We start from the raw sequence: 23,321 nt of genomic DNA on the forward strand, positions 1-23,321 counted from the left end.
CAACGTGGACACGCGGTTAGCGCCGTCCACTCCAGAACTCCCGCGCCAACTGGCGCAAATCCTCCGCCAGGGCTGCCACGTCGCCGGAGCTGAGCTGGCTCTGCTGGCCGGCGCTGACCGTGGCTTCCCCGGCATCGCGGATGCCGAGGATATTGCGGTTGATGTCCTCGCTCACCGCGCTCTGCTCTTCCACGGCGGTCGCGATCTGCTGGCTCATGGCGGTGATCTGCATGACCCGCTGGCTGATGCCATCCAGCGCAGCCGCCGCCCGTTGCGCCTGCTCGACGCTGGCGTGCACATGTTCGCTGCTCTGCGCCATGGCCTGCACCGCGTCGCGCGCGCCGCCCTGCAGGGTGCTGATCATGCGCTGGATTTCGTCGGTCGATTGCTGCGTGCGCTGGGCCAGGCCACGCACTTCATCGGCCACCACGGCAAAGCCACGGCCCTGCTCACCGGCCCGCGCGGCTTCGATGGCCGCATTCAGGGCAAGCAGGTTGGTCTGCTCGGCAATCGTGCGGATCACCTCCAGCACGCCGCTGATTTCGCCGCTGTGGCTTTCCAGTTGGTGGATGACGTCTGTGGCCCGCGCCAACTCCTGGGACAAGCGCATCACCGCGTCACGGCTTTCATCCACGCGTTGATGGCCTTCAAGGGTTTCGTTGCCAGCCTGGTCGGCCGCCCTGGACGCCTGCTGGGCATGGCTGGCCATTTGCGCCACGCTGGCGGCCATCTGGTGAATGGCCGTCGCTATCTGATCGGTCTGGGTCTGTTGGCCCTGGGTGCTGGCCTGGCTGCTGTCCAGATGCCGCACCAGTTGCGCCGCGTGCCCCGCCAGGCGCTGGGAGGCATCGCCGATGCGCCCGACCACCGCGCCCACCTGGGCTTCGAGCATCTGCAGGGCAAACTCGATCTGCCCGCATTCATCGCGGCGCCCGGTGTAGATCGCCTGGCTCAGGGGGTTATCGGCAATCTGGCGGGCGCGCTGGCTCAACTGGGCCAGGGGCCGCACGATCAGTCTCACCCCGGCCGCGCCGACCGCACATCCTGCCACCAGGCCCAGCAGTTGCCAGACTGGCGCGTACGCCGCCAGGCCTACGCCGAGCACCCACGCCACGGCGCAGCTGGCAGCCGCCCAGCCCGACAGCTTCAGCTGGAGGCCAACCGCCGGCCACGCGCGCCCCTTGCCCGTCCGCAGTCGCGCATACGCCCGTTCTGCCGCCGCCACCCTGGACGCATCCGGCTTGGTGCGCACCGATTGGTACTCCACCGTCGCCCCGTCGCGGGTCACCGGCGTGGCATACGCGCTGACCCAATAATGGTCGCCATTCTTGCAGCGGTTCTTCACCATGCCCATCCACGACCGGCCGCGTTTCAAGGTTTGCCACATATGGGCAAAGGCCTCGGACGGCATGTCAGGATGGCGCAGGACGTTGTGGGCCATCCCCAGCAACTCGTCACGGTGGTAGCCGCTGATGTCGATGAAATCCTGGTTGGCGTAGGTAATCGCGCTGGTCAGGTCAGTGGTCGAGAGGATGTTGGCGTCGGGGGCAAAGTCCAGATTCCGACCGGTGACCGGCAGATTGATCTTCATGGAGAAGCGCGCTCGTGATTATTGGAGGAGTCGGCAGGGCGTCGACTCTAAGCGCACCCATGGGGCAAATACTGATCCAGCTCATGTTCTGCGCAATTAATTAGCCATCACGGAGTTTCCAGGCGGTAGGGCGCGAGGATTCGCCGGTACTCACCGTTTTGCATCAACTCTTCGAGGGCGCGATTGAGGTCATTGAGCAACGCCGTATCGGTCTTGCGCACCGCAATCGCCACGCCGTCGCCCAACAGCGCGGCCGAAACAGGCGGACCGAGGAAGTCGAAGTCCTGGCCATCATCGGTGTCGAGCAGGGCCTGGCGGATTTCCACGGTGCCCTGCAGGGTCGCATCGATATCACCGGCCACCAGGCTGCGCACCAGTTCATCATTGAGCCAGAAGCTCTTGATGATCACGCCCCTGGGCGCCCACTTCGAGCGCACAAAGGCTTCACGATTGCTGCCGAGCAAAACGCCGACGCGCTTGCCCTTGAGCGACTTGACGCGCGGCAGCAGGCCAGAGGTCCGGCGGGCGACCAGCCGTGTCGTGAAGGGATAGAGGGTGTCGGTGAAGCCCGCTCGACGGCGGCGCAGCGACGTCGGGGCCATGCCCATGATTGCATCGAATTGCCGGGACTCAAGAGCAGGAAAGTCTTCGACGACCACCTGGTCGACCCAGGTACAGCGCACATTCAGTTGCTGGCAGAGGGCATTGCCCAGGTCGATATTCAGGCCGACCAACCGACCTTGCGCATCACGGCTCTGGAAGGGGGGGAATTGCGCGGCAACCGCGAAGCGGATTTCCTGCCGAGGGGGATCATCAGCGGCGACGGCTTCAGCCGCGCACAACAGGACAAGCATTACACATATGTGTATCAGGGCCACGGGAAGCGTCCTTTTCCGGAAAGACCAGCCTCGACACACTCCGTCCCGGGAAATACCGACGGGGCGGAGCGGAGGCTGTGGAAGCTTTCAAGAAATGGTTGCGGCCCCACAAGCAGAAACATCCGCGAAAGCTGTAGGCAGCTTCCGCCAAATGTTGCAGCTAGTTAATCTTAACGTTTACCCATGGAGCGACGCGTTCCCGGTGGGGCCATGCCTGGGGACTTGGTGTGGCCGTTCTTGGCGCCGTTCTTGTACCAGGGCTGGGCGGCTTGCTTGGCCCCGGCCAGTTCACCCGGCTTGAACGGAAACTTGAACGCCGGGATCTCGGCTTTTTCAACGCCTTCGGCGCTGGCCGGATCGACCAGGTCGGTCGCTTCAACAGGGGGTTGTGTCGGGGAAGTCATGGAAGCTCCGGAACGTGCAAAAAATGACGCGAGGCCGGCTTGCGGGCTACGCTGGCGCGCAGTATACCTGCCCGCCTCGGATCTTTAACCACCGCCTGTACGAATGGTCTGCGCTTACTGACAGCGCTGTCAGTTAGCAGTCACCTTGCTGACCGGGTTCGCAGGCTATAAAGGCCCTTAGTCTCCCACTCCTTTGCCCTGGCGCCTCACCTCCATGCAAATACAACGAAAAACCGCCCTGATCGTGGGTGTCCTCGTAGTGCTGGCCGTTGCCGCCTGGGCCCTGACGCGCCCGGCCAAGACCAGACTGGCAGCGCCGACTGCGATTCCGGTGCGGGTGGTGAGCGTGGTGCAGCAGGATATTCCACGGTTTGTCAGCGGGATTGGCTCGGTGTTGTCGTTGCACAGTGTGGTGATCCGCCCGCAAGTGGACGGCATTCTCACCAAATTGCTGGTCAAGGAAGGCCAACTGGTCAAGGCCGGGGACTTGCTTGCGACCATCGATGACCGCTCGATCCGCGCCAGCCTGGAGCAAGCCAAGGCACAGCTGGGCGAGAGCCAGGCGCAGTTGCAAGTGGCGCAGGTCAACCTCAAGCGCTACAAGGAGTTGAGCGTCGACGACGGCGTCTCCAAGCAGACCTATGATCAGCAGCAAGCGCTGGTCAACCAGCTCAAGGCCACCGCCCAAGGCAACCAGGCCGCCATCGATTCGGCCCAGGTACAGCTTTCCTACACCCAGATTCGCTCGCCGGTCACTGGCCGCGTGGGTATTCGTACCGTGGACGAAGGCAACTTCCTGCGCATGAGCGATACCCAGGGGCTGTTTACAGTGACCCAGATCGACCCGATTGCCGTCGAGTTCTCCCTGCCGCAACAAATGCTGCCGACCCTGCAAGGCTTGATCGCGGCACCGACCAGGGCCAGCGTCGACGCCTACATGGGCGCCGACACCGACGGCCAGACCGGCGACCTGCTGGGTGAAGGCCACTTGAGCCTGATCGACAACCAGATCAGCTCGACCACCGGCACCCTGCGTGCCAAGGCCGAGTTCAACAACGCCTCGCAGCGCCTGTGGCCGGGGCAACTGGTCACGATCAAGATCCAGACCGCCCTCGACAAAAACGCCCTGGTGGTACCGCCGACGGTGGTGCAACGCGGCCTGGATTCGCACTTCGTGTACCGGATCAACGGGGACAAGGTCGACGTGGTGCCGGTGCAGGTGACGTACCAGGACAGCGACGTGAACATCATCAAGGGGGTGCAGGCCGGTGATGTACTGGTCAGTGACGGCCAGTCGCGGCTCAAGGCCGGCGCCCAGGTGGAGGTGCTCAAGGAGCCACCGCAAGTGATCCAGACCGTCGACGCCAAGGTGCAGCCATGAGTGGCAGCCGTTCGCCGTCGGCCTGGTGCGTCGACCACCCGGTCGCCACCCTGCTGCTGACCTTCGCCCTGGTGCTGCTCGGGATGATTGCCTTCCCACGCCTGGCCATCGCCCCACTGCCGGAAGCGGAATTTCCGACGATCCAGGTGACCGCCACCCTGCCCGGCGCCAGCCCGGACACCATGGCCTCATCCGTGGCCACGCCCCTGGAGGTGCAATTCAGTGCCATCCCCGGCATGACCCAGATGACCTCCAGCAGTGCCTTGGGCTCAAGCCTGCTGACCCTGCAATTCACCCTGAACAAGAGCATCGACACGGCTGCGCAGGAAGTCCAGGCGGCGATCAACACCGCGTCCGGCAAGTTGCCCAGCGACATGCCGAGCCTGCCGACCTGGAAAAAGGTCAACCCGGCGGACAGCCCGGTGCTGATCCTCAGCGTCAGCTCCAACAGCATGCCCAGCACCGAGCTGAGTGACTACGTGGAAACCCTGCTGGCCCGGCAGATCAGCCAGATCGATGGCGTCGGCCAGATCAACATCACCGGCCAGCAGCGCCCGGCGATTCGCGTACAGGCCTCGCCGGACAAGCTCGCGGCCATCGGCCTGACCCTGGCCGATATCCGCCTGGCCATCCAGCAATCCAGCCTCAACCTGGCCAAGGGTGCGATCTACGGCGAGAACAGCGTGTCGACCCTGTCGACCAATGACCAGTTGTTCCACCCCAATGACTACGCGCAATTGATCGTGTCCTACAAGGACGGTGCACCGGTTCAGTTGCGTGATATCGCCAAAGTCATCAACGGTTCGGAAAATGCCTACGTGCAGGCCTGGTCCGGCGATACCCCCGGCGTCAACCTGGTGATTTCGCGCCAACCCGGCGCCAACATTGTCGAGACGGTGGACCGCATCCAGTCCGAACTGCCGCGCCTGCAAGCCATGCTGCCGGCGTCGGTGCAGGTCAGCGTGCTGACCGACCGCACCAAGACCATTCGCGCGTCCCTGCATGAAGTCGAAGTGACCCTGCTGATTGCCATCCTGCTGGTGGTGGCGGTGATGGCGCTGTTCCTGCGCCAGTTGTCGGCGACGCTGATTGTGTCCAGCGTGCTCGGCGTGTCGCTGGTCGCCAGTTTTGCGTTGATGTACCTGATGGGCTTCAGCCTGAACAACCTGACCCTGGTGGCGATCGTGATCGCCGTGGGGTTTGTGGTGGACGATGCGATCGTGGTGGTGGAAAACATTCACCGCCACCTCGAAGCAGGGCTCGACAAGCGCGAGGCGGCGATCAAGGGCGCCGGCGAGATCGGCTTCACCGTGGTCTCCATCAGTTTCTCGCTGGTGGCCGCGTTTATTCCGCTGCTGTTCATGGGCGGCGTGGTCGGGCGGCTGTTCAAGGAGTTCGCGCTAACGGCTACCTCGACCATCCTGATTTCGGTGGTGGTGTCGCTGACCCTGGCGCCGACCCTGGCCGCGCTGTTCATGCGCGCGCCCACCCATCATGCCCACGACAAACCCGGTTTCAGCGAACGCCTGCTCGCGGGCTATGCACGCAACCTGCGCCGGGCCCTTGCGCACCAGCGCACCATGGCGGCGATTTTCATCGTGACCCTGGCCCTCGCCGTGGTCGGCTACGTGTTTATCCCCAAGGGTTTCTTCCCGGTACAAGACACCGGTTTTGTGCTCGGCACCAGCGAGGCGGCGGCGGACGTGTCGTACCCGGACATGGTCGCCAAGCACAAGGCCCTGGCCGAGATCGTCAAGGACGATCCGGCGGTGGAAGCGTTCTCCCATTCGGTGGGTGTGACCGGCAGCAACCAGACCATCGCCAACGGCCGCTTCTGGATTGCCCTGAAAGACCGCGGCGACCGCGATGTCTCCGCCAGCCAGTTCATCGACCGCATCCGGCCGAAACTGGCCAAGGTGCCGGGCATCGTGCTGTACCTGCGCGCCGGCCAGGATATCAACCTCAGTTCCGGCCCCAGCCGCGCCCAGTACCAGTACGTGCTCAAGAGCAACGACGGCCCGACGCTCAACACCTGGACCCAGCGCCTGACGGAGAAACTGCGCGCCAACCCGGCCTTTCGTGACCTCTCCAACGACCTGCAACTGGGCGGCAGCATTACCCACATCAGCATCGACCGTCAGGCCGCCGCACGTTTCGGCCTGACCGCCACCGACGTCGACCAGGCGCTGTATGACGCGTTCGGCCAGCGCCAGATCAACGAATTCCAGACCGAGATCAACCAGTACCAGGTGGTGCTGGAACTCGACACCAAGCAACGCGGCAAGGCCGAGAGCCTGAATTATTTCTACCTGCGCTCACCGCTGACCAACGAGATGGTGCCGCTGTCGGCACTGGCCAAGGTCGACCCGCCAACCGTCGGGCCGTTGTCCATCAGCCATGACGGCATGTTCCCGGCCGCCAACCTGTCGTTCAACCTCGCGCCCGGCGTGGCGTTGGGCGATGCGGTGATCATGCTCAACCAGGCAAAGAATGAAATCGGCATGCCGACTACCATCATCGGCAACTTCCAGGGCGCGGCGCAGGCGTTCCAGAGTTCGCTGGCCAGCCAGCCGTGGCTGATCCTCGCGGCGCTGGTGGCGGTCTACATCATCCTCGGCGTGCTGTATGAAAGTTTTGTCCACCCGCTGACGATCATTTCCACCCTGCCCTCGGCAGGCCTGGGTGCGCTGATCATGCTGTCGCTGATGGGCCAGGACTTTTCGATCATGGCGCTGATCGGCCTGGTGCTGCTGATCGGGATCGTGAAGAAGAACGGCATCCTGATGATCGACTTTGCCCTGGAGGCCCAGCGCGTCAGGGGCCTGTCGCCGGAGGATGCGATCTACGAAGCCTGTGTCACGCGGTTCCGGCCGATCATCATGACTACCCTCGCCGCCCTGCTTGGCGCGGTGCCGTTGATGCTCGGCGCAGGCCCGGGCGCGGAAATGCGCCAGCCGCTGGGCATTGCGGTGGTCGGCGGGCTGCTGGTGAGCCAGGCGCTGACGTTGTTCACTACACCGGTCATATACTTGTACCTCGAGAAGTTTTTCCACCGGCCCAAACCAACGCCCGCGTTGGCGACCACACAATGAGGCTGAGGCCCCGCCCTGGAGCAAAAGGCTCATGCGCGTCCTGATTATTGAAGACGAAGAAAAAACCGCGGACTACCTGCACCGCGGCCTGACAGAACAAGGCTACACCGTCGATGTGGCCCGCGAAGGCGTCGAGGGGTTGCACCTGGCGCTGGAGAACGATTACGCGGTGATCGTGCTCGACGTGATGCTGCCCGGCCTCGACGGCTTTGGCGTGTTGCGTGCCTTGCGGGCGCGCAAGCAGACCCCGGTGATCATGCTGACCGCCCGTGAGCGCGTGGAAGATCGCATTCGCGGCCTGCGCGAAGGGGCCGATGATTACCTCGGCAAGCCGTTCTCGTTCCTCGAACTGGTGGCGCGCCTGCAAGCGTTGACCCGCCGCAGCGGCGGCCATGAACCGGTGCAGGTCACGGTCGCCGACCTGTGGATCGACCTGATCAGCCGCAAGGCCAGCCGCAACGGCCTGCGCCTGGACCTGACCGCCAAGGAGTTCTCGCTGCTCAGCGTACTCGCGCGGCGCCAAGGCGAAATCCTGTCGAAGACCGCCATCGCGGAGATGGTCTGGGACATCAATTTCGACAGCGACGCCAACGTGGTCGAAGTCGCGATCAAGCGCCTGCGCGCCAAGCTCGATGGGCCGTTCGACACCAAACTGCTGCACACCATTCGCGGCATGGGTTATGTGCTGGAGAACCGCAGTGTCGGCTAACTCCATCGCCCTGCGCCTGAGCGGCATGTTCACCCTGGTGGCGCTGCTGATCTTCCTGTTGATCGGCGGCGCGTTGTACCAGCAGGTCGACCGCGGCCTGGGCTTGTTGCCGGGCGCGGAGTTGGACGCGCGCTACAGCGTGCTCGAATCCTCGGTGAACCGCTTTGGCACGCCGGACCACTGGGTGAAGATCCAGGCCAAGCTCAAGCTGTTGGGCGAGGAAGACAAGCGCATCCGCTTCTGGGTGGTCAGCAGCGACCCGGCCTATGAATACGGCAACCCCGACGCGCAGATTCGCGCCTTTGCCGCCGGGCCAACGGGCAAGCGCGACCTGCGCCTGCCGGGGCGTGAATACCCGTTCAAGGTGTTGGTCAGCCAATTTGCGGCCAAGGACCAGCGCCCGCCGCTGCGCTTCATGATCGCCATTGATACCGAGAACTTTCGGGCTACCCAACACCAGTTGCTGATGGCCCTGATCGGCCTCGCATTCGTGGGGGTGGTGATGGCTTCGCTGCTCGGCTTCTGGGTCTCGCGTATCGGCCTCAAGCCGCTGATCACGCTGTCGGATGAGGCGCAGAAACTCGCGCCGCCGAAACTTTCCGGGCGCCTGCAGCTGTCGCCGCTGCCGCCGGAACTGAGCCAGTTCGTCAACTCGTTCAACTCAACACTCGATCGAGTGGAACAGGCCTACTCACGCCTGGAGTCGTTCAACGCTGACGTGGCCCACGAACTGCGCTCACCGCTGACCAACCTGATCGGCCAGACCCAGGTGGCCCTGACGCGCGGGCGTTCGGCCGAGCATTATTTCGAAGTGCTGCAATCCAACCTCGAAGAACTCGAGCGCCTGCGTTCGATTATCAACGACATGCTGTTCCTCGCCAGCGCCGACCAGGGCAGCAAGGCCACCAAGCTGATCGAAAGCTCCCTGGCCGACGAAGTGGCGACCACCCTCGACTACCTGGACTTCATCCTCGAAGACGCCCAGGTCCAGGTGCGCGTGCGCGGCGACGCCCTGGTGCAGATCGAAAAAGCCCACCTGCGCCGCGCGCTGATCAACCTGCTGAGCAATGCGGTGCAACACACGGCGCCGGGGCAGGTTATCGAGGTGAGCATCGAGGTGCAGGGGCATCAGGTGGCGATCGGGGTGACCAACCCTGGCGATGAGATTGCCAGCGAACACCTGCCCCGGCTGTTCGAACGCTTTTATCGGGTGGATGCGTCACGCAGCAACAGTGGGGCGAATCATGGGTTGGGGTTGGCCATCGTCAAGGCCATCGCGTTGATGCACGGCGGCGATGTGTTTGTGCGCAGTGCCGGCGGCGGCAATACCTTTGGCATTACCCTGCCCGTCTGACGGCCTAACTGTTGCGATTTGGGCAACAGTCATTATCTTGTTACACTCTGTATCCCACCGCTCACCTGCGTTAATTTGACGCATCGATGAGCGCGACGGCATAGACAGCTGACCCGCTTACCCGAATTTCCCTCGACTTATTTCCAGGGCTCTACACTGGGAATCTGTCTTAAAGCCGCTGACTTCAGCGGCTTTTTTTTGCGGTAAAAAAAGGCCAGGCACACCCCCACGACATTGGCCGTTTTCGATTGACCAAAGGAGCTCCACCGGTGAAGAACTCGCTGACGTTCACCCCGTTATTCCTCGCGATTGCAGCAACGATCGTCCCCCTTGCCCACGCGGCAGACACCACCCCCACCGACGGTTTCGTCGAAGGCTCGCACCTCAACATCAACACCCGCAACTACTACATGAACCGCGACCGTCGCGATATCCACACCGATGACAGCAAGGAATGGGGCCAGGGTTTTATCGGCACCTTCGAATCCGGCTACACCCAGGGCACCGTCGGCTTCGGCCTGGACGCCCACGCCATGCTCGGCCTCAAGCTCGATGGCGGAGGCGGCACCGATGGCTCCAGCATCCTTCCGTACGGCAGTGGCAACGGCAAGGCGCCGGGCTCGTTCTCCACCGCAGGTGGCACCCTGAAAATGCGCGCCTTCGACACTGAGTTTAAAGCCGGCGACCTGTTCCTGAACAACCCGGTGATCGCCGGCGGCATGACCCGCATGCTGCCGCAGACCTTCCGTGGCGTGAGCCTGACCAACCACAGCGTCGACGGCTGGATGTTCGAGGGCGGCCAGGCCAGCTTTACCAAGCTCTACAACCAGAGCGGCCACCGGCGCATTGGCACCAGCTATGGCGCGCTGCCCAACAACACGGACAGTCAGCACATGAATTGGGCCGGCGTGTCGTTCAGCGGCATCGACGGGCTGACCAGCAACCTCTACGCCTCCGAACTCAAGGACGTGTGGCACCAGTACTACTACGACCTCGACTACACCTATGTGGTCAACGAAATGGTCAGCCTCAACCCCGGCCTGCACTACTACCACACCCAGGACACCGGGCAGGCGCTGCTGGGCAACATCGACAACAACACCTACAGCCTGCACTTCACCGTCGACGTCGGCCATCACAGCGTCACTGCCGCGTACCAGCGGGTCAACGGCAATACCCCGTTCGACTACATTGCCCAGGGCGACAGCGTGTACCTGGACAACTCCCAGCAATACTCCGACTTCAACGGCCCCAATGAGCGTTCGTGGAAACTCAAGTACGCCTATAACTTCGGCGGCCTGGGCCTGCCCGGCCTGACCTCGGCCGTATCCTACATCAGCGGCAAGACCGACCTCACCACAGTCGACCCGCAAAGCCGTGGCTACAGCGCCTGGTACAGCGCCGACGGCAAGGACGCCAAGCACTGGGAACGCGATATCGACCTCAAATACGTCGTGCAGGGCGGCAAGGCCAAAGACCTGGCGGTGCGCCTGCAGTGGGCGGTCAATCGCGGCAGCAACGGCTACTCGGCGGTGGATCGCGATGTGGATGAATACCGCGTGATCATCGACTACCCGATCAACGTGTTCTGACACGCACCCTGTCGCCCAGGCAGAACCAGGATGGGCGCGGATTCGCTCGCGAATGCGGTGGAGCAGCCAACCCAGCCGTTACTGACGCATCGCATTGGCGAGCAAGCCCCCTCGCACCGTTTTGCCGGGCGCCATATTCCAGAGTTGCTACTACGCTATTGGCATCCTCGAAGCAGAAGTACGCCCGATGAGCCCAAGCCTCGCCCGCCCTACCCGCCGCCCGGAACGCTTGCTGATACTGGGCAGCACCCTCACGGTCCTGATGATCGTCGCGGTCGTCACTGCGTTATTGATTCGTGAACACGCCAATACCTTGCAGAGCGCCAAACGCACGGCCAACAACATCACACAGCTTATCGACGCCGATGTGTTGCGCAACGTCGAACTCTACGACATGTCCATCAAGGGCCTGATCACCGCCACTGAACGCAATGACCTGCTGGGCGTTTCCGCGAGCATCCGGCACCTGGTCCTGTTCGACCGCTCCGCCGCCGCACCCTACAAGGGCGATATCCTGCTGCTCGACCCCGAGGGCGAGGTGCTTGCAGACTCCTCGTTGCTGACCCCCAAGACCGGCAACTTCGCCGATCGTGACTATTTCCAGGTACACCGCACCAACCCGGATGTGGGCCTGTATATCAGCCGTCCGTTCCTGGCCCGCTGCGTGTGCGACGACCAGTGGCGCATTGCATTCAGTCGGCGCGTCTCGTCGGCAGACGGGCGCTTCCTCGGCGTAGCAGTGGCCTCCATGCGCCTGTCGTACTTTCACCAACTGTTCAGCAGCCTGAATATCGGCAGTGACAGCACCATCAACCTGATCAATCACCAGGGCATCCTGCTGGCGCAGGAACCCATGCTGGAACTGGATATGGTGGGCAAGGACCTGAGCCAACGCCCGAACGTGGCGCGCATGCTGCGCGAGCGCGATGGCAGTTTCAGCAGCATCTCCAGCGTCGATAACCAGCCGCGGCTGTACAGTTTTTCGACTGTGGGCAACTTGCCGCTGATCGTCGTGGTGGCGCTGTCCAGTGACGAGATTTTCGCTCCCTGGCGCCGCGCGGCGTGGCTGGTCAGCATCGCGACGGGCATTCTGTGCATGGGCCTGCTGTGGCTGACCTGGATGCTCTGCAGTGAACTGCGCCGCCGCCATCATGCCGAGCAGGTGCTGTCAGAACTGGCAGCCACCGACCCGCTCACCGGCCTGGCCAACCGTCGCATTCTCGACCAGCGCCTGCGCCTGGAGTGGGATCGCGCCCAACGCTCGACTGAGCCGTTGACGCTGCTGATGATTGATGTGGACCACTTCAAGGCCTTCAATGACCGCCATGGCCATCACGGCGGCGACGCGGCATTGCGCACGGTCGCCCAGGTGATCGGCGACAACATCCGCCGTCCGGCCGACCTTGCCGCGCGGTATGGCGGCGAAGAGTTCGCGGTAATCCTGCCCCATACCGATGCCAAGGGCGCCTGGGTCATCGCCGAGCATATCCGCAGCAGCGTCGAACATTTGCCCCGGGTGAACGGTGCCGACCGGCCGATTACGGTGAGCATCGGCATGAGCACCTGGGACAAACGCAGCCGAATGACTCTTGAGGCGTTGCTGCTCAAGGCTGACCAGGCGTTGTATGAGGCCAAGCACAGCGGGCGCAACCGGATCGTGGATGCTGGACAGATCTAGGGTGGGATCAGGTTTGCTGGGATGAGTGCGTTTGCTTACTCCCACTGCAAACCCATCAAGCATAAAAAAAGGCCACCCGAAGGCAGCCTTTCAAAACTAAAGAAAGAGAGTTGTTACTTACACCGCCGCGACGGGACGCATGTAAGAGATCGGTGCGGTGCTGGCATCTTCGAAGGTCACGACTTCCCAAGCGTCTGTCTGCTCAATCAACTTGCGCAACAGCTGGTTGTTAAGGGCATGGCCCGACTTGAAGCCTTTGAACTCGCCTATCAGGCTATTGCCCAGCAGGTAGAGGTCACCGATTGCATCGAGGATCTTGTGCTTCACGAATTCGTCTTCATAGCGAAGGCCGTCTTCGTTCAGTACACCATCCGCGTCGACCACAATGGCGTTTTCAACGCTGCCGCCGAGTGCGAGGTTGTGCTTGCGCAGGTACTCGATGTCACTCATGAAACCAAAGGTACGGGCGCGGCTGACTTCTTTTACGAACGAAGTGCTGGAAAAATCCACGCTTGCACTTTGGGTGCGGTCACGGAATACCGGGTGATCGAAATCGATCTCAAAGCTCACTTTAAAGCCTTCGAACGGGACGAAGGTGGCGCGCTTGTCGCCGTCTTCTACTGTCACTTCCCGCAGAATGCGAATGAACTTCTTGGCTGCGTCCTGTTCTTCCAGGCCGGCAGATTGAATCAAGAATACGAAGGGTCCAGCGCTGCCATCCATGATCGGGACTTCGGACGCGGAGAGCTCGACGTAGGCGTTATCGATGCCCAGGCCAGCCATGGCCGAGAGCAAGTGCTCCACCGTGTCCACTTTGACGTCACCGTTGACCAATGTGGTCGACATAGTGGTTTCGCCAACGTTTTCCGCGCGAGCAGGAATCTGCACCGCAGGGTCCAGGTCGGCACGCACAAACACGATGCCGGTGTCGACAGGTGCAGGCTTGAGGGTCAGGTATACCTTCTCCCCGGAGTGCAGACCTACACCTGTGGCACGAATAATATTCTTCAGAGTGCGTTGTTTAATCATGGCTTGGACCGCTTCAGCGCAAATTGCGAACTGGTATCAACAAAGGCTGGCGATAATAGCAGACCAGACCTTTGCTGAACACCAATCACCTTCATAGCCCTGATACATTCCATTAATCGGCCTGACGACGCAGGAATGCCGGGATGTCCAGGTAGTCCAGATCATCTTGCGGATTCGGGCTACGAGACGCCGCAGCACCGGCCTGGGCCTGGTTGCGCATCACGGTCGGACGATCCAGGTCACGGTAGTTGACCGACGGCAGTTCCTGACGCGCAGGTGCTGGAGCGGCAGCTTGCTGGCTGGCCTGGCTGTTGTGGAGCGTGTTGTCGATGACCTTCACAGGCTTCTCGATTTTCGCGCCCAGACCGGTAGCAACCACGGTCACGTGCAGTTCGTCGCGCATGTCCGGATCGATCACGGTACCGACCTTGACCATCGCGTGCTCGGAAGCGAAGGCTTCGATGATGCTACCCACGTCGGAGTACTCACCCAGGGACAGGTCAGGACCGGCGGTGATGTTCACCAGGATGCCGCGTGCGCCTTGCAGGTTCACGTCTTCCAGCAACGGGTTGCGAATGGCCGCTTCGGTGGCCTCGCGTGCACGGTTCGGACCGCTGGCGCAGCCAGTGCCCATCATCGCCATGCCCATTTCGCTCATGACAGTACGTACGTCGGCAAAGTCGACGTTGATCATGCCTGGACGCTTGATGATGTCGGAAATACCGCGAACGGCACCGGCCAGTACATCGTCAGCCTTGGCGAACGCGGACAGCAGGCTTGCGTCCTTGCCCAGGATGGTCAGCAGCTTCTCGTTGGGGATGGTGATCAACGAGTCGACGCTTTCAGACAGCAGACGGATGCCTTCGTCGGCGATCTGCATGCGCTTGCGGCCTTCGAACGGGAACGGACGGGTCACGACGGCAACCGTCAGGATCCCCATTTCCTTGGCCACTTCAGCAATGATAGGTGCCGCACCGGTACCGGTACCGCCGCCCATGCCGGTGGTGATGAACACCATGTTGGTGCCTTGCAGCACTTCAGCGATACGCTCGCGGTCTTCGAGTGCGGCTTGACGGCCGACTTCCGGGTTGGCGCCAGCGCCGAGGCCCTTGGTCACGGCAGTGCCCAATTGCAGGATGGTCCGCGCGCCGATGCTTTTCAGCGCCTGGGCATCAGTGTTGGCGCAGATGAACTCAACGCCTTCAATGTTGCTCTTGACCATATGGTTGACAGCGTTGCCGCCGCCACCGCCGACACCGATCACTTTGATGACCGGGCTTGCGGGGATGTTGTCTACGAGTTCGAACATGTTCCCTCTCCTTTCATTTCTCTAGTTTTTTCGCCTACGCCTACTGCTGCAGGCGTTACAAGCTTCAAGCCATAAGCTGCAAGCTCGGAACGCCATACTCTTGAAGCTTGCGGCTTGGCGCTCGCCGCAGCTTCTTTAGAAGTTGCCCTTGACCCATGCCTGCAGACGCTCGAACAACGGCGCTTTCGCCTCGTCGTCACTGCGGTAGCTGTCACGGTTGCTCGGGCCCGACAGGGAAATGCCATCGGTCTGCTTCTGCAGCCCGTACAACAGCAAGCCCACGCCAGTCGAATAAATCGGGTTGCGCACCACGTCGCCCAGGCCTTTCACGCCATGGGGAACGCCCAGGCGCACCGGCATGTGGAAGATTTCCTCGGCCAGTTCGACCGCGCCTTCCATCTTCGAGGTGCCACCGGTCAGCACAATGCCGGCCGGGATCAAATCTTCGTAGCCGCTGCGACGCAGTTCAGCCTGGATCAGGGTGAACAGCTCGTCGTAGCGCGGCTCGACCACTTCGGCCAGGGCCTGGCGCGACAGTTCGCGCGGTGGACGGTCGCCCACGCTTGGCACCTTGATGGTCTCACCGGCACCGGCCAGCTTGGCCAGGGCGCAGGCGTAGCGGATCTTGATTTCTTCGGCGTACTGGGTCGGCGTACGCAGCGCCATGGCGATGTCGTTGGTGACCTGGTCGCCCGCAATCGGGATCACGGCGGTGTGACGGATCGCACCCTCGGTGAAGATCGCGATGTCGGTGGTGCCGCCGCCGATGTCCACCAGGCACACGCCCAGTTCTTTTTCGTCGTCGGTCAGTACCGAGTAGGCCGACGCCAGTTGCTCAAGAATGATGTCGTCGATTTCCAGGCCGCAGCGACGCACGCATTTTTCAATGTTCTGTGCAGCGTTGACGGCGCAGGTCACCACGTGGACCTTGGCTTCCAGGCGCACGCCCGACATGCCCAGGGGTTCGCGCACGCCTTCCTGGTTATCGATCACGTAGTCCTGCGGCAGGGTGTGCAGCACGCGCTGGTCAGCCGGGATTGCCACGGCCTGGGCAGCGTCGAGCACACGCTCGAGGTCAGCCGAGCTGACTTCGCGGTCGCGGATCGCCACGATGCCGTGGGAGTTCAGGCTGCGGATGTGGTTGCCGGCTACGCCGACGAACGCCGAGTGGATCCGGCAACCGGCCATCAGCTGCGCTTCTTCAATCGCGCGCTGGATCGATTGCACGGTGGACTCGATGTTCACCACCACGCCCTTCTTCAGGCCCCGGGACGGATGCGTGCCAATACCGACGATTTCGATCGTGCCGTCTTCCCCGACCTCGCCCACCAGCGCCACCACCTTGGAGGTGCCGATATCGAGACCGACGATCATTTTGCCGCTTTGCACGTTTGCCATGGGTCCTGCCTCTTCTTAATTCTTCGCGACAGCGGGTTGCGCTGCCGTGGGCGCAGCCGGTTCACGCCAGCCGACGGCAAGGCCGTTGGCGTAACGCAGGTCGACGCTCGCAATGTTCGTAATCTGTTCTTTCAAGGTCTTGTCATAGATGGCAATGAAGCGGCGCATCTTTTCCACCAAGCGGTCGCGTCCCAGCAACAACTGGATGCCCGGGCCGGAACTGCCTGCCCCGGTTGTCAAAAACCAGCTGCCCCGCTCACGCAATTCCAGGCGTGCAATGGAGAAGCCCAGTGGCCGCAGCATCTGGCTCAGGGCCTGGTACTGCTGCATCACTTGCTGCTGCGCCCGCTGCGGCCCGAACAGCTGCGGCAGGTGCTCGTAGTTGGCCAGCTCACGCGGGGTGAACGCCTGGCCCTGGTTGTTCAACAGCGCCTCGTCGCCCCAGCGGGCCACCGGCAGTTGTTCTTCCAGGCGGATCGTCACCTGGTCCGGCCAGACACGGCGGACTTCGGCGTGGGCGATCCACGGCATCTGCTCCAGCTCCGAGCGCATACCGGCCAGGTCGATGGTGAAGAAGCTCGCCGCCAGGTACGGCCCGATACGCTGCTGCACCGCTTGCTGGCTGATGTAGCTCAAGTCGCCCTGCACGCTGATCTTGGTGATGGGACGATCGGCATACGGCAGTAGACGCTGCGCGCCCTCGTAAGTGCCAAAGCCCAGGACCACCAGCAGCACCGGCCAGAACAGCGCCTTGAGGAAACCAAAATTGGCTTTCGGCAGGCGCGCCGACATCGGCTCTTTAGCCACCATTCGGCTGGCACCCCGGGGCACCGGCTTGCGGCTCGGTGCTTGTGGGGGCTGATGACGAAGCGATGCGCCTTTCATGTCCTTAGCCTCGTGGCTCAATGCTTGCGGCAAGAATCGCCAGCACCAACTGCTGGAAATCCAGACCGGCTGCGCGAGCGGCCATAGGTACCAGGCTGTGATCGGTCATACCCGGTGCGGTGTTGACTTCCAGGAACCAGAAATTCCCTTGCTCATCCTGCATCACGTCTGCCCGCGCCCAACCGGCGATACCCAGCGCCTCACAGGCTTTCGCCGTGAGGTCCATCAATTGTTTTTCCTTGGTTGCGTCGAGGCCGCAGGGGATCCGGTACTGGGTATCGGAAGCCACGTACTTGGCGTCGTAGTCGTAAAAGGTATGGGGCGTGCCCAATGCGATAGGCGGCAATACCTGGCCACGCAGGGTGGCGATGGTGTACTCGGGACCCTGGATCCACTGTTCCACCAACACTTGCGAATCGTAGGTACTTGCCGCTTTCCATGCGTCGATCAATTCGGCGGCCGAGTTCACTTTGGCCATGCCGATACTGGAGCCTTCATGGGCTGGTTTGACGATCAAAGGCAGGCCCAGTTCCTTGGCCGCAGAAATACAATCGTCTTCGCTGCACAGCACACTGTGGCGCGGGGTTGGAATACCCAGGCTGTGCCACACCTGCTTGGTGCGCAACTTGTCCATCGCCAGTGCCGAGGCGAGGATGCCGCTGCCGGTGTAAGGGATGCCGGCGCACTCCAGCAGGCCCTGCATGCTGCCGTCTTCGCCGCCACGGCCGTGCAGGATGATGAACGCACGGTCGATCTTCTCGGCCTGCAGGCGCGCGAGGAAGTCATCGCCCACGTCGATACCGAACGCATTCACGCCGGCGCTTTGCAGGGCTTCAAGCACGGCATTGCCGGACTTGAGCGAGACTTCACGCTCGGCGCTCTTGCCACCGAACAGCACCGCCACGCGGCCGAAGTCGGCGGGCGCGAGGGTGGAAAACAGGGCGTCGTAGTTGGTGGTCATTTCGACTTCCCCTGTACGGCCGCGAACAATGGGCTCGCAAGCAATTTAGGGGCAAGGCCGCCGATATCACCGGCACCCTGGCACAGCAGGATGTCACCGGCGCGCAACAGCGGCTTGACGATCGGCGCCAGGTCCACGCCACGCTCGATGTAGATCGGGTCCAACTGGCCGCGCTGGCGGATGCTGTTGCACAGCTTGCGGCTGTCGGCGCCCGGGATCGGCTCTTCACCGGCCGGGTAGACCTCCATCAGCAGCAGCACGTTGGCGTCGGCCAATACATTTACAAAGTCGTCGTACAGGTCGCGGGTGCGGCTGTAGCGGTGCGGCTGGTAGACCATCACCAGGCGGCGCTCCGGCCAGCCGCCGCGCACGGCCTTGATCACGGCAGCGACTTCGGTCGGGTGGTGACCGTAGTCGTCCACCAGCATCACGTCGCCGCCTTCTACCGGCAACTGGCCGTAGACCTGGAAGCGCCGGCCGACACCGGCAAAGCGCGACAGGCCTTCGACGATGGCTTCATCGCTGACGCCTTCATCGGAGGCGATGCAGATGGTCGCCAGGGAGTTCAGGACGTTGTGGTTGCCCGGCATGTTCACCGAGACATCCAGCGGCTCGCGGTCAGGGCGCAGCACGGTGAAGAAGGTCTGCATGCCTTCCTGGCGCACATTGATCGCACGCACGTCAGCGTCTTCGCTGAAGCCGTAGGTCACGGTCGGACGCTTGACCAAGGGCAGGATTTCGCGCACCACCGGGTCGTCCAGGCACACCACGGCCAGACCGTAGAACGGCAGGTTGTGCAGGAACTCGACGAAGGTTTTCTTCAACTTGTTGAAGTCGCCATCGTAGGTGGCCATGTGGTCTTCGTCGATGTTGGTGACAACAGCGACCAGCGGCTGCAGGTGCAGAAAGCTGGCGTCGCTTTCATCGGCTTCGGCGATCAGGTAGCGGCTGGTGCCGAGCTGGGCATTGGTACCCGCTGCATTCAGGCGGCCACCGATCACGAAGGTCGGGTCCAGGCCACCGGCGGCGAACACCGAGGCGATCAGGCTGGTGGTGGTGGTTTTGCCATGGGTACCGGCGACGGCGATGCCGTGGCGGTAGCGCATCAGCTCCGCGAGCATCTCGGCGCGTGGCACCACCGGGATACGGCGCTCAAGGGCGGTGGCCACTTCCGGGTTGGAGGTGTTCACGGCGCTGGAAACCACCAGTACGTCGGCCTCGGCGGCGTTCTCGGCACGGTGACCGATATAGATCTGCGCGCCAAAGGACTTCAGGCGATCCGTGACCGGCGACTCTTTCAAGTCGGAGCCGGACACCTGGTAACCCAGGTTCAGCAATACCTCGGCAATCCCGCACATGCCCACGCCGCCAATACCGACGAAGTGGATACGACGGATGCGACGCATCTCGGGTTGTGGCATGGCTTTCTGATTCTCAACCATGGGCCACCTCCAGGCAGATATCGACCACGGTGCGGGTTGCGTCAGGTTTGGCCAGGCGGCTTGCGGTGCTCGCCATGCTGTTGAGTCGTTCCGGTTGCATCAAAACCTCGGTCAGGCGTGCGGCCAAATCGGCGGCGCCAGTCGTTCTTTGCGGCAGCAGGAAGGCAGCGCCCTCCCCGGCCAAATATTCGGCGTTGCGGGTCTGGTGATCGTCGATCGCATGGGGCAAAGGCACCAGCAAGGACGGCAGACCGGCGGCGGCCAGTTCACTGACGGTCAGCGCACCAGCGCGACAGACCACCAGGTCGGCCCAGCCATAGGCATGGGCCATGTCTTTGATGAAGGGCTGCACATTCGCCTCGACACCGGCCTCGCGATAGCGCGTGGCGGTGAGTTCATCGTGGTTCTTGCCGGCCTGGTGGAAGATCTCCGGGCGCAGGTCCACAGGCAGTTGCGCGAGTGCTTCGGGCAGTAATTTGTTCAGTGGCTCAGCCCCCAGGCTTCCGCCCAGGATCAGCAGGTGCGCCTTGCGCCCGGCCAGGGGCTCGCGGGCGATGTCCATGAACAATTCGGTGCGCACCGGGTTGCCGGTGGTGCGGCGCTTGTCCGCGGCGCTGAAGGTGTTGGGGAATGCCTCGCAGACCCGCGCCGCCAGGGGCACCAGCAAACGGTTGGCGGTACCGGCGACGGCGTTCTGTTCATGCACGATCACCGGCACACCGGCGAGCTTCGCCGCGACACCACCAGGACCGGTCACATAACCGCCGAAACCGAGCACACACACCGGCTTCAATTCGCGAATGACCTTGCGCGCCTGCCACACTGCCTTGAGCAACACGAACGGCGCCTTGAGCAGGGACAGCTTGCCCTTGCCACGCAGCCCGGTGACGTTAATCAAGTGCAGCGGCAAGCCGGCATTCGGTACCAGTTCGTTTTCGATGCCACGTGGTGTTCCCAGCCAGTGCACGGTGTAGCCACGGTTCTGGAACTCCCGCGCGCAGGCCAGGGCCGGGAACACATGGCCCCCGGTGCCGCCCGCCATGATCAGCACGTTAGCGCCCATGGGATGGCTCCTCGGCAAAATCGCTTTCGCTGAATTCCATCTCTTCGCTGCCCAAGTGGGTTCGACTCTCCCACTCGATGCGCAGCAACAGGCCCAGGCACGCGCAGCAAATCACCAACGAACTGCCGCCGTAACTGAGGAACGGCAAGGTCAGGCCCTTGGTCGGCAGCAGGCCGACGTTCACGCCGATGTTGATCAGGAACTGGCCGATCCACAGGAACGACAAGCCGTACGCCACATAAGCGGCGAAATACTGTTTGGCCTTCTCGGCCCACAAGCCGATGTACATGCCGCGTACACACACGAACACGAACAGCGCGACGGTGCACAACGAGCCGACCACGCCGAGTTCTTCGGCGAGTACCGAGAACACGAAGTCGGTGTGCGCTTCCGGCAGGTAGAACTGCTTCTGCACGCTGTTGCCCAGGCCCACGCCCAGCCACTCGCCGCGACCGAAGGCGATCAGCGCCTGGGTCAGCTGGTAGCCGGAGCCGAATTGATCGGACCACGGGTCGGTAAAGGTAATCAGGCGCGCCATCCGGTAGGGTTGCGCCTGCACCAGGATGGTCACGGCAGCCACGGCCAGCAGCACCATCAGGGTGAAGCGGAACAGGCCCACGCCGCCGAGGAACAGCATCGCCGCCGCCGCGCCCATCATCACCACGGTGGCCCCGAAGTCGGGTTCCATCAGCAACAGGCCGGCCATTGGCAGCAGCACGATGAACGGCTTGAAGAAGCCCATCCAGCTTTCGCGCACTTCTTTCTGGCGCCGCACCAGGTAGCCGGCGAGGTAGATCACCACGAACACCTTGGCGATTTCCGAGGGTTGCACGTTGAAGGCGCCGAAGCCGATCCAGCGCATCGAACCGTTCACCTCGCGGCCGATGCCGGGCAGGATCACCATGATCAGCAAGCCGAACGCCCCGATCAGCATCAACCAGCCCAGGCGTTGCCAGGTGGCGATGGGGATCATCATGGTCACGATGCACGCGCCGAGGCCAATCACCAGATACACCAGGTGACGAATCATCATGTACAGGGTGTTGCCCGATTGCACGGCAGCCACTTCGGAAGACGCCGAAGTGATCATCACCAGGCCCAGGCCCAGCAGCGCCAGGCAACCGGCGAGCATCGGGAAATCCAGGTCGATACCGCGCCCGGTAATGATCGGCGACGGATAGGGCTTGATGATATTACGCAAATTCATGCCAAGGCCTCCACGGCGCGAGCGAACAGCAGGCCGCGCTCTTCGTAGTTCTTGAACATGTCGAAACTGGCGCACGCCGGCGACAGCAACACGGCGTCACCCGGCTGGGCCAGGGCCTTGCAGTGGGCGATGGCGTCGTCCAGCGAGGTCGCGCGCACTTGCGGCACGGCATCGCCCAGGGCGGCGGCGATCAGGTCGGCATCGCGGCCCATCAGCACCACGGCGCGGCAATGCTCGGCCACCGGGCCTTTGAGGTCCTTGAAGTCGGCGCCCTTGCCGTCGCCACCGGCAATCAGCACCAGCTTGCCTTCGATATCGGCGCCGAGGCCCTCGATGGCTGCCAGGGCCGCACCGACGTTGGTGGCCTTGGAATCGTTGTAGTAGCTGACGCCATCCAGATCGCGTACCCATTGGCAGCGATGCTCGAGGCCGCCAAAGCTGCGCAGGCTCGACAGCATCGCGTCGAATGGCAGGCCGACGGCATGCCCGAGAGCCAATGCGGCGAGGGCGTTGGATTGGTTATGCGCGCCACGGATTTTCAGCTCGCGCACCGGCATCAGGTTCTGGAATTCGAAGGCCAGGTATTTCTCGCCGTTCTCTTCACGAATGCCGAATGCCTTGAAATCAGGTTTGCTCAGGCCGAAGGTCCAGCAGGGCAGGCCCTCGCCCATCAGCGGACGGCTCAGGGCATCCTGGCGATTGACCACCACTTGCCGGGCGCCACGGAAGATCCGGTGCTTGGCCAAGTGATAGGCCGGCAGCCCGCTGTAGCGGTCCATGTGGTCTTCACTCACGTTCAGCACGGTGGCCACTTCGGCGCCGAGGTCGTGGGTGGTTTCCAGCTGGAAGCTCGACAGTTCCATCACGTACAGCTCGACGTCGTCGCTGAGCAAATCGAGTGCCGGGGTGCCGAGGTTGCCACCGACGGCGACGCGCTTGCCGGCCGCAGCCGCCATCTCGCCGACCAGAGTGGTCACGGTGCTCTTGGCGTTGGAGCCGCTGATGGCCACGATCGGCGCCTTCGCGTTACGCGCGAACAGGTCGATGTCGCCGGACAGCTTCACGCCACGCGCCGCTGCGGCTTGCAGGGCCGGTGTCGCCAGGGCCAGGCCAGGGCTCACGTAGAGCTCATCGGCGCGGCACAGAAACTCGACATCCAGCTCGCCACAACGCACTTCCACGTGCGGGTAGTCACGGCGCAGCGTGACCAGCTCCGGTGGATTTTCCCGCGTATCGGCCACGGCAAACGACGTGCCCCGGTTCGCCAGGAAGCGAACCAGGGACATGCCGCTCTTGCCGAGGCCGACAACGATGCGGAAGTGGTCTGAAGCGATCAGGGACACTCGTT

Annotated in this window: 18 protein-coding genes and 1 pseudogene; 6 read left to right on the plus strand and 13 right to left on the minus strand. The window is 62.8% G+C overall.

Annotation, left to right across the window (positions count from 1 at the left end; translation table 11 throughout):
• Positions 1 to 16: 16 nt before the first annotated feature.
• The 4 genes and pseudogenes from NTD80_RS27270 to NTD80_RS27280 form a co-directional block, all read right to left on the minus strand.
• Entirely contained in the window at positions 17 to 1,105 is a 1,089-nt protein-coding gene (locus NTD80_RS27270) for a methyl-accepting chemotaxis protein (RefSeq protein WP_410017440.1), read from the minus strand.
• 204 nt (positions 1,106 to 1,309) lie between these two features.
• Positions 1,310 to 1,591: pseudogene (locus NTD80_RS31480) on the minus strand (PAS domain-containing protein); the annotation flags it as partial.
• Positions 1,592 to 1,698: 107 nt separating this feature from the next.
• Positions 1,699 to 2,469: a transporter substrate-binding domain-containing protein gene (locus tag NTD80_RS27275; protein WP_262135565.1), complete on the minus strand. Its 771-nt coding sequence runs from the start codon at positions 2,467 to 2,469 to the stop codon at positions 1,699 to 1,701.
• 170 nt (positions 2,470 to 2,639) lie between these two features.
• Entirely contained in the window at positions 2,640 to 2,873 is a 234-nt protein-coding gene (locus NTD80_RS27280; RefSeq protein WP_065900852.1) for a hypothetical protein, read from the minus strand.
• A 214-nt stretch (positions 2,874 to 3,087) separates the two neighbouring features.
• Between NTD80_RS27280 and NTD80_RS27285 the strand changes: the two genes are divergently transcribed.
• The 6 genes from NTD80_RS27285 to NTD80_RS27310 all read left to right on the plus strand — a co-directional run bounded on the left by NTD80_RS27285 (position 3,088) and on the right by NTD80_RS27310 (position 12,679).
• On the plus strand, positions 3,088 to 4,254 hold the full coding sequence (locus NTD80_RS27285) for an efflux RND transporter periplasmic adaptor subunit (RefSeq protein WP_262135566.1): 1,167 nt from the start codon (positions 3,088 to 3,090) through the stop codon (positions 4,252 to 4,254).
• On the plus strand, positions 4,251 to 7,346 hold the full coding sequence (locus tag NTD80_RS27290) for a multidrug efflux RND transporter permease subunit (protein WP_120447647.1): 3,096 nt from the start codon (positions 4,251 to 4,253) through the stop codon (positions 7,344 to 7,346). The genes NTD80_RS27285 and NTD80_RS27290 overlap by 4 nt, the downstream gene beginning before the upstream one ends.
• Before the next feature lie 31 nt (positions 7,347 to 7,377).
• Positions 7,378 to 8,055 (plus strand): heavy metal response regulator transcription factor, encoded by a 678-nt coding sequence (locus tag NTD80_RS27295; protein ID WP_065900845.1) that lies wholly within the window; start codon positions 7,378 to 7,380, stop codon positions 8,053 to 8,055.
• Complete coding sequence (locus tag NTD80_RS27300) at positions 8,045 to 9,409, plus strand: heavy metal sensor histidine kinase (RefSeq protein ID WP_065900842.1); 1,365 nt, start codon at positions 8,045 to 8,047, stop codon at positions 9,407 to 9,409. Before NTD80_RS27295 ends, NTD80_RS27300 begins: the two co-directional genes overlap by 11 nt.
• Positions 9,410 to 9,678: 269 nt before the next feature.
• Entirely contained in the window at positions 9,679 to 11,001 is a 1,323-nt protein-coding gene (locus NTD80_RS27305) for an OprD family porin (RefSeq protein WP_262135567.1), read from the plus strand.
• A 187-nt stretch (positions 11,002 to 11,188) separates the two neighbouring features.
• Positions 11,189 to 12,679 carry a diguanylate cyclase gene (locus tag NTD80_RS27310; RefSeq protein WP_262135568.1) on the plus strand — a complete coding sequence of 497 codons (1,491 nt, stop codon included), beginning with the start codon at positions 11,189 to 11,191 and terminating at the stop codon, positions 12,677 to 12,679.
• A gap of 117 nt (positions 12,680 to 12,796) precedes the next feature.
• On the opposite strand, the gene lpxC is transcribed toward NTD80_RS27310, so the two are convergent.
• The 9 genes from lpxC to murD all read right to left on the minus strand — a co-directional run bounded on the left by lpxC (position 12,797) and on the right by murD (position 23,316).
• Entirely contained in the window at positions 12,797 to 13,708 is a 912-nt protein-coding gene (lpxC, locus tag NTD80_RS27315; RefSeq protein WP_065900836.1) for a UDP-3-O-acyl-N-acetylglucosamine deacetylase, read from the minus strand.
• A 112-nt stretch (positions 13,709 to 13,820) separates the two neighbouring features.
• Positions 13,821 to 15,017, minus strand: a complete 1,197-nt coding sequence (gene ftsZ / locus NTD80_RS27320; RefSeq protein ID WP_065900833.1) for a cell division protein FtsZ — start codon at positions 15,015 to 15,017, stop codon at positions 13,821 to 13,823.
• A gap of 135 nt (positions 15,018 to 15,152) precedes the next feature.
• A complete protein-coding gene (ftsA, locus tag NTD80_RS27325) occupies positions 15,153 to 16,415 on the minus strand; it encodes a cell division protein FtsA (protein WP_025855584.1) in 1,263 nt (420 codons plus the stop codon).
• 15 nt (positions 16,416 to 16,430) lie between these two features.
• Positions 16,431 to 17,300: a cell division protein FtsQ/DivIB gene (locus NTD80_RS27330; protein WP_003171882.1), complete on the minus strand. Its 870-nt coding sequence runs from the start codon at positions 17,298 to 17,300 to the stop codon at positions 16,431 to 16,433.
• Positions 17,301 to 17,304: 4 nt separating this feature from the next.
• Positions 17,305 to 18,261: a D-alanine--D-alanine ligase gene (locus tag NTD80_RS27335; RefSeq protein WP_065900830.1), complete on the minus strand. Its 957-nt coding sequence runs from the start codon at positions 18,259 to 18,261 to the stop codon at positions 17,305 to 17,307.
• Positions 18,258 to 19,703 carry a UDP-N-acetylmuramate--L-alanine ligase gene (gene murC / locus NTD80_RS27340; protein ID WP_065900827.1) on the minus strand — a complete coding sequence of 482 codons (1,446 nt, stop codon included), beginning with the start codon at positions 19,701 to 19,703 and terminating at the stop codon, positions 18,258 to 18,260. The genes NTD80_RS27335 and murC overlap by 4 nt, the downstream gene beginning before the upstream one ends.
• Positions 19,696 to 20,766: an undecaprenyldiphospho-muramoylpentapeptide beta-N-acetylglucosaminyltransferase gene (murG, locus tag NTD80_RS27345; protein ID WP_262135569.1), complete on the minus strand. Its 1,071-nt coding sequence runs from the start codon at positions 20,764 to 20,766 to the stop codon at positions 19,696 to 19,698. The genes murC and murG overlap by 8 nt, the downstream gene beginning before the upstream one ends.
• Complete coding sequence (ftsW, locus tag NTD80_RS27350; protein WP_065900821.1) at positions 20,756 to 21,973, minus strand: putative lipid II flippase FtsW; 1,218 nt, start codon at positions 21,971 to 21,973, stop codon at positions 20,756 to 20,758. Before ftsW ends, murG begins: the two co-directional genes overlap by 11 nt.
• Positions 21,970 to 23,316 (minus strand): UDP-N-acetylmuramoyl-L-alanine--D-glutamate ligase, encoded by a 1,347-nt coding sequence (murD, locus tag NTD80_RS27355; RefSeq protein ID WP_065900818.1) that lies wholly within the window; start codon positions 23,314 to 23,316, stop codon positions 21,970 to 21,972. The genes ftsW and murD overlap by 4 nt, the downstream gene beginning before the upstream one ends.
• Positions 23,317 to 23,321 lie beyond the last annotated feature (5 nt).

This window comes from Pseudomonas sp. 13B_2.1_Bac1, assembly GCF_025466155.1.
GTDB lineage: Bacteria > Pseudomonadota > Gammaproteobacteria > Pseudomonadales > Pseudomonadaceae > Aquipseudomonas > Aquipseudomonas aylmerensis.

Bases quoted from the DNA above. Each gene is read 5' to 3' on its own strand.
- NTD80_RS27280 (WP_065900852.1), bottom strand. From the start codon at position 2,873: ATGACTTCCCCGACACAACCCCCTGTTGAAGCGACCGACCTGGTCGAT.
- NTD80_RS27285 (WP_262135566.1), top strand. From the start codon at position 3,088: ATGCAAATACAACGAAAAACCGCCCTGATCGTGGGTGTCCTCGTAGTG.
- NTD80_RS27290 (WP_120447647.1), top strand. From the start codon at position 4,251: ATGAGTGGCAGCCGTTCGCCGTCGGCCTGGTGCGTCGACCACCCGGTC.
- NTD80_RS27295 (WP_065900845.1), top strand. From the start codon at position 7,378: ATGCGCGTCCTGATTATTGAAGACGAAGAAAAAACCGCGGACTACCTG.
- NTD80_RS27310 (WP_262135568.1), top strand. From the start codon at position 11,189: ATGAGCCCAAGCCTCGCCCGCCCTACCCGCCGCCCGGAACGCTTGCTG.
- lpxC (WP_065900836.1), bottom strand. From the start codon at position 13,708: ATGATTAAACAACGCACTCTGAAGAATATTATTCGTGCCACAGGTGTA.
- ftsZ (WP_065900833.1), bottom strand. From the start codon at position 15,017: ATGTTCGAACTCGTAGACAACATCCCCGCAAGCCCGGTCATCAAAGTG.
- ftsA (WP_025855584.1), bottom strand. From the start codon at position 16,415: ATGGCAAACGTGCAAAGCGGCAAAATGATCGTCGGTCTCGATATCGGC.
- NTD80_RS27330 (WP_003171882.1), bottom strand. From the start codon at position 17,300: ATGAAAGGCGCATCGCTTCGTCATCAGCCCCCACAAGCACCGAGCCGC.
- NTD80_RS27335 (WP_065900830.1), bottom strand. From the start codon at position 18,261: ATGACCACCAACTACGACGCCCTGTTTTCCACCCTCGCGCCCGCCGAC.
- murC (WP_065900827.1), bottom strand. From the start codon at position 19,703: ATGGTTGAGAATCAGAAAGCCATGCCACAACCCGAGATGCGTCGCATC.
- murG (WP_262135569.1), bottom strand. From the start codon at position 20,766: ATGGGCGCTAACGTGCTGATCATGGCGGGCGGCACCGGGGGCCATGTG.
- ftsW (WP_065900821.1), bottom strand. From the start codon at position 21,973: ATGAATTTGCGTAATATCATCAAGCCCTATCCGTCGCCGATCATTACC.